At 61.4% G+C, this 6158-nt stretch carries 7 protein-coding genes; 4 read left to right on the top strand and 3 right to left on the bottom strand.

Annotated features, from left to right (window positions below):
* The 3 genes from EN750_RS14735 to sppA all read right to left on the bottom strand — a co-directional run.
* On the bottom strand, positions 1–271 hold a 271-nt coding region (locus EN750_RS14735), incomplete at its 3' end, for a DUF1049 domain-containing protein (protein WP_127396847.1).
* A gap of 57 nt (positions 272–328) precedes the next feature.
* A complete protein-coding gene (locus EN750_RS14730; RefSeq protein ID WP_006200394.1) occupies positions 329–613 on the bottom strand; it encodes an integration host factor subunit beta in 285 nt (94 codons plus the stop codon).
* Between the two features lie 82 nt (positions 614–695).
* A complete protein-coding gene (gene sppA, locus EN750_RS14725; protein WP_127269998.1) occupies positions 696–1652 on the bottom strand; it encodes a signal peptide peptidase SppA in 957 nt (318 codons plus the stop codon).
* Between the two features lie 401 nt (positions 1653–2053).
* Here sppA and lptC point away from each other — a divergent pair, with 401 nt between their 5' ends.
* The 4 genes from lptC (at position 2054) to rpoN (ending at position 5880) form a co-directional block, all read left to right on the top strand.
* Positions 2054–2767 (top strand): LPS export ABC transporter periplasmic protein LptC, encoded by a 714-nt coding sequence (gene lptC / locus EN750_RS14720; protein WP_127269996.1) that lies wholly within the window; start codon positions 2054–2056, stop codon positions 2765–2767.
* A complete protein-coding gene (locus EN750_RS14715; protein ID WP_127396846.1) occupies positions 2754–3335 on the top strand; it encodes an LptA/OstA family protein in 582 nt (193 codons plus the stop codon). Before lptC ends, EN750_RS14715 begins: the two co-directional genes overlap by 14 nt.
* Complete coding sequence (gene lptB, locus EN750_RS14710; protein ID WP_013529586.1) at positions 3335–4153, top strand: LPS export ABC transporter ATP-binding protein; 819 nt, start codon at positions 3335–3337, stop codon at positions 4151–4153. Before EN750_RS14715 ends, lptB begins: the two co-directional genes overlap by 1 nt.
* Positions 4154–4353: 200 nt before the next feature.
* On the top strand, positions 4354–5880 hold the full coding sequence (rpoN, locus tag EN750_RS14705) for an RNA polymerase factor sigma-54 (RefSeq protein ID WP_127396845.1): 1527 nt from the start codon (positions 4354–4356) through the stop codon (positions 5878–5880).
* Positions 5881–6158 lie beyond the last annotated feature (278 nt).

Here is a 6158-nt window from a genome sequence, read left to right as displayed (position 1 = left end):
GCCGCAGGTTCTCGGCCTCGACGCCGCGCTGGCGCGCCAGCTTGCGATAGCGGCCCTGCTTGACCCAGGTTGCCAGGCTGCCGACGATCATGCCGATGGCGAGTGCCAGGAACAGGAAGATGAACAGCGGCAAAGTCAGGGTCAGCTTCGGATTGCCGGGGTTGAACGGATCGAGCGTGAAGGCGACCAGTTCGCGGTTGGCAACGGCGAGTGCGATCAGGATGATCGCCAGGGGCACGAAGATCGCGATGAGCATGAAGCGATTGAACATGATGTTTTCCGTCGGAAGCTGGCCTGTCCGAAAGGCCGTCAGGCGCTGACGTCGCGCCTACTTGCCGCCGTTCAGCCTTTCACGCAGTTCCTTGCCGGTCTTGAAGAACGGCACCCACTTCTCCTCGACCTCGACGGATTCGCCGGTGCGCGGATTGCGGCCGGTGCGGGCGGGACGATTCTTCACCGAAAAAGCGCCGAAGCCACGCAACTCGACCCGGTTGCCTTCGGCAAGGGCGTCGGTGATTTCATCGAAGATGGCGCCGACGATGTTTTCGACGTCGCGCAGGAAAAGATGCGGATTGCGCGTGGCAATAATCTGCACAAGTTCGGACTTGATCATGAGACGGGTCCCCGTGAAAGCAGTGCGGTCAAAATTATGAGGATGATTTTATTTGCTTTTTTCACTTGCCCCAAACGGCGTCTCAAGGGTGCCAGACGGAAACGAGACCGTCAAGAAACAAGCGGTCGGCTCCGAGTTCATGGATGACGTCGCCGCTGTAGGCGGGCAGGCCGAGCGCACTGCCGATGGTTTGCGCCATCGCTTTCGAGAACAGGAAGCCGCCGCGCTGTTCGGTATCCTTCCACTCGACGACCTTGAGCTTGGCATCGACGCCCTTGGTCGCCAGCCAGTCGACCGCTACCGCCTCGCCGCCGACGGCGTCGATCAGCCCGTTGGCAACGCCTTGGCGCCCGGTGAATATCGAGCCGTCGGCAAGCGCTAGCGCTTGTTCGCGGGTCATCTTGCGGCGTTCAGCGACGATGTCGACGAACCAGTTATAACTGTCGAGGATGAGTTTGCGGACCATGGCGCGCTCGTCGTCATTGGTCGGCTTGAAAGGAGAGGGCGCGGCTTTCAGCGGCGAGGATTTCACCTCCTCCAGCTTGACGCCGAGTTTGTCCATCAGGCCGCTGACGTCGGGATACTGGATCAGCACGCCGATCGAGCCGACGATCGAGGTCTTGCGGGCAACGATGTGATCGGCGGCACTGGCGATCATATAGCCTGCCGATGCGGCGAGCGTGCCGACTTCCGCCACCACCGGCTTGTCGGCGGCCAGCTTGCGCACTTCTTCATAGATCGACTCACCACCGACGGTGGTGCCGCCAGGCGAATCGATCGACAGGATCACGCCTTTCACCTTCGATGAAAGACGGATGGTTTCCAGCCGCTTGATCAGTTCCTCGTCCTCGGTGATCGTGCCTTCGATCTTGACCTTGGCAATATGGTCGACCGTCGAGCCACCGAAATCGTCGCCATAGAACCAGGTTGAAAGCGCAATCACCCCAAGGGCTACGATGCCTATGGCGACGACGCGCCAGAATGTCAGCTTGCGCCGCAAACGGCGGCGGTCGATCAGGTCGTCGGCTCTCAGTGCCATGGTCAGCCTTTCAGTCGGCGGGAGGAGACGCTTTTAGACCATGATCCGCCCATCTGGAAGCAGTTCTCTTTTGCGTATGGCGAGACAAGTCAGCACCTGGACGTGAGGTGGCCATCTCCGTCGACAGTCGACCGGCCCGGGCTGGGCGCTCTACAAGTATTGGTCTGCTCACATGTTTGTGCAATCGCCCCAGGTCGGCGACGAGACCGACGGCGGATAAATTTTACGCCGCGTGTCTGTTTCTGCTATGGAGAACACGCAGTTGTGCGGACCTCGTTTTCGTCTGTACAAAGGCGGCTGTCACATTTTTGCAGTTTTCGTGCGCTTGTGCTTGCTTGAAAGCGCCGGCGTCCCACCTATAGGCGGTGCTCAAGGGTGGGCAGGGTTAAAGAAAGCAGTGAATGTTAGCGCGACCGATTGAACCGACCAACGCCGAGGCGGTGTTGGCTCCCCCGGCGGACGGCCGGACGCGCGGCGACGCTTTCGACCGTGCACAGCGTCATTCGCGCCGCGTGCGCGTTCTCAAATTTGCCGTGCCGGTGGCCGCGGCACTGATAGCGGTCGCTTTCCCGGTCTATTCCTATCTCGCCGCACCCGTCGCCGTGAAGGTTCAGGCGGAAGGCACTGCCTTTTCCAACGGCAAGCTGGTGATGGCCAATCCCAAGCTCAACGGTTTCACCAAGCAGAAGCAGCCTTATTCGATGACGGCGCTGCGTGCCATTCAGGATGTCAGCACGCAAGGTATCATCGAGCTGGAAGGCATCGACGCCAAGGTGCCGATCGCGCCCGACAATGTGGCGGCGGTCAAGGCCTCGCACGGCACCTACGATCGCGACGGCAATACGATGAACCTGACCAGCGACGTGACGATCACCACGACCGACGGCATGCAGGCCAAGTTCAAATCGGTCTTCCTCGACATGGGCAAAGGCACTATGAAGACGGGAGATCCCGTCGATGTCAGCCGTGGCGGGTCGCGGATCACGGCGGATACGATGTCGGTCCAGGACAATGGCAAGGTTCTGGTTTTCGAGAACAAGGTGCGCGTCAACATCGATTCCACCGCCTTGAAGGCGGCACAGGGAAACAGCGGAGAAACCAATGCGGCTCAGTAGTTTGACGCGGCTCGCGGCTGCAACTTCAGCGTTGCTGCTGCTCGGACTCGTGCCGTCATGGGCGCAGACGACCAGTCAATCAGGCCTCAAACTGTCCGGCGACAAGCCGATCCAGATCGAGAGCGACAAGCTGGAAGTCCGCCAGGCCGACAGTGTCGCCATCTTCACGGGCAATGTCAGTGTCGTCCAGGGGCCGACATTGATGAAGGCCGGCAAGATGACGGTCTACTACGTCAAGGACCCCAACGCCGCTGCCAAGGGCACGGAGGCCGCGGGTGCGGCGATGACGGGCTCGGCCAACATCGATCACCTGGAGATCTCCGACAAGGTTTACATCAAGTCGGATGCGCAGGTCGCGACAGGCGATCAAGGCAGCTTCGATATGAAGAGCCAGGTGCTGGTGCTTTCGGGCAAAAAGGTCGTTCTGTCGCAAAACGACAACATTCTGGTGGGCTGCAAGCTTACCGTGCAGATGAAAAGCGGGCTGGCTCAGGTGGATCCATGCGCTGGGCAACGCGTCCAGATGTCGATCACGCCGCCGCCGAAATCGGGAGCGACGAACCCCTGATGGCCAGCCTGTCGTCGCTGACGGCGCGTCTTCCGGGACGGGCCGCCGGCAAGCTTTCGGCGCCGGCCACGGTGACCGTAGATGCGGGAAAGTTCAAGGGAACCCTGATCGCCAAGGGGCTGACCAAGAGCTACAAGGGCCGCAAGGTCGTCAGCGGCGTCACCATCGGCGTGCGCGCTGGCGAGGCCGTTGGGCTGCTCGGCCCCAACGGCGCCGGCAAGACGACCTGTTTCTACATGGTTACCGGCCTCGTGCCGGTGGATGAAGGCACGATCGAGATCGACGGCTTCGACGTCACGTCGATGCCGATGTACCGTCGCGCACGCCTCGGCATTGGCTATCTGCCGCAGGAAGCGTCGATCTTCCGCGGCCTCAATGTCGAGCAGAATATCCGCGCGGTGCTGGAAGTGGTCGAAAAGGACCGCAAGGTGCGCGAGCGCAATCTCGACGAACTGCTCGAGGAATTCCACATCAGCCATCTGCGCAAGGCGCCATCCATGTCGCTTTCGGGCGGCGAGCGGCGACGCCTGGAAATCGCGCGGGCGCTGGCGACACGTCCGGCCTACATGCTGCTCGACGAGCCTTTCGCCGGCATCGATCCGATCGCCGTCGCCGATATCCAGCAACTGGTGCGCCACCTGACGGCGCGCGGGATCGGCGTCCTCATCACCGATCACAATGTGCGCGAAACGCTCGGCCTCATCGACCGCGCCTACATCATCCATGCCGGCCAGGTGCTGACCCATGGAAGGGCCGACGAAGTGGTGGCAAACCCGGATGTGCGGCGACTTTACCTCGGCGAGGGTTTTACGCTCTGAGCGTGAAATTTGTTTCCTGACACGATTTTTGCGGTTCGCCGGGCTCTTTTTCCTCGATTTTACTCCGAGATAACGCTCCGGTAAGCGAGCTTTGCTACCAATTGCCTTGACAAGCAAAAGCCGGGCCAGTTTCTATGGCCGGCTGCAAAAATTTTTGCCCGGAAGTCCGGATGCGTAAACGAGGCGTTTGAAACCGAACCATGGCGTTGGCGGCCAAACTACAGCTACGACAATCGCAGTCGCTGGTGATGACGCCGCAGCTGATGCAGTCGATTCGGCTGCTGCAGTTCACCCATGTCGAGCTTGAGCATTTCATCGATGAGGAAATCGAGCGCAATCCGCTGCTGGAGCGCGCCGAGCCGCAGGACGATGCCGCCAGCGACCAGGCGCAGAAGATCGAGGCGGAGCCGCAAGCCGCCACCGAAGGCGACTGGTTCGAAAACGAGACGCAGTGGAGCGCCGAGGCGATCTCGGACAAGCTCGACACGTCGCTGGAAAACCTGTTTCCCGACGACCCGGGCACCAGCGAGCGGCTCGGTCCCGACCTGACGGCACAATGGAAATCGGCTTCGGGCAATGGCGCGGGTTCCTCATCCGAGTGGTTTGACGCCGGCGATATGGCGACTGCTGCGATCACGCTGCGCGACCATGTCGGTGAACAGGTGGCGCTAGCCTTCACTGACCCGGCTGCACGGCTGATCGCCGCCGAACTCGCCGACGGCCTTGACGAGACCGGCTATCTGCGTGCCGACCTGGCCGAGATCGCCGCTCGTCTCGGTGCGGATGCCGCTGCCGTGGCGAAGGTGCTGGCGGTGTGTCAGACCTTCGAGCCGGCCGGTCTATTTGCCCGCGACCTGGCCGAATGCCTGTCGCTGCAACTTGCGGTGCGCAACCGGCTCGATCCGGCGATGAAGGCGCTGGTCGCCAATCTCGAACTCCTGGCACGACGTGACTTTCATGCATTGAAACGGATATGCGGTGTCGACGAGGAGGATCTGCTCGACATGCTGGCGGAGATCCGGGCGCTCGATCCCCGGCCGGGCATGGCGTTTTCGGGCGGCGCCAGCGACGCGATCGTCGCCGATGTCGAGGTGCGCGCGGCCAATGACGGCAGCTGGACGGTCGAACTCAATGCCGAAACGCTGCCGCGGGTTTTGGTCGACCATATCTATTTCGCCCAGGTCTCACCGCAGGCCAAGAACCAGGCGGAAAAGGATTTTCTGGCCGAATGCCTGCAGAATGCAAACTGGCTGACGCGCAGCCTCGACCAGCGGGCAAAGACCATCCTCAAGGTCGCCTCGGAAATCGTTCGCCAGCAGGATGCCTTCCTCGTCCATGGCGTGCGGCAGCTGAAGCCGCTCAATCTGCGCACGGTGGCCGACGCCATCGGCATGCACGAATCGACGGTCAGCCGGGTCACAGCCAACAAATATATGCTGACGCCGCGCGGCGTGTTCGAGCTTCGCTACTTCTTCACCGCCTCGATCGCCGCGTCGGGCGGCGGCGATGCGCATTCCTCGGAAGCCGTGCGTGACCGCATCAAGCAGTTGATCGACGAGGAAAAACCCGTCGACGTGCTTTCCGACGACGCGATCGTCGACATGTTGCGCGAAAGTGGCGTCGACATTGCAAGACGTACGGTCGCCAAGTACCGGGAAGGCATGAATATCCCCTCCTCGGTGCAGCGCCGACGCGAGAAACGGGCGATGGCCAGCGCCGGGCGCTGAGGCGGGTCGACTTTCCACAGGCCAGCACTTCATTGACAAGCCGCGGTGAAGTGGCTAGAAGCCCGCCCGCATGAGACGGGTCAGATGCCCGCATGCGGATGGTCCGTCACGACGTTGGCCTCGGGACGGTCAAAGGGCGGCTTGTGATCAACCGGAAAGTTTGGATTTAAAATCGGCGCAAGTGACGCCGCAAAGCTTGTGCGCACGGATCACGAGTATAAACTCGGGCCAGTTTGAAGCCTGAGCAAGGAAGGTCAGTTTTCAGATGAATCTGCGCA

It is taken from the genome of Mesorhizobium sp. M7A.F.Ca.ET.027.03.2.1, assembly GCF_003999175.1.
Taxonomy (GTDB): Bacteria; Pseudomonadota; Alphaproteobacteria; order Rhizobiales; family Rhizobiaceae; genus Mesorhizobium.
Note: the sequence above shows the minus strand (reverse complement) of the source record. Positions and strands in the feature narration are given on the sequence as shown.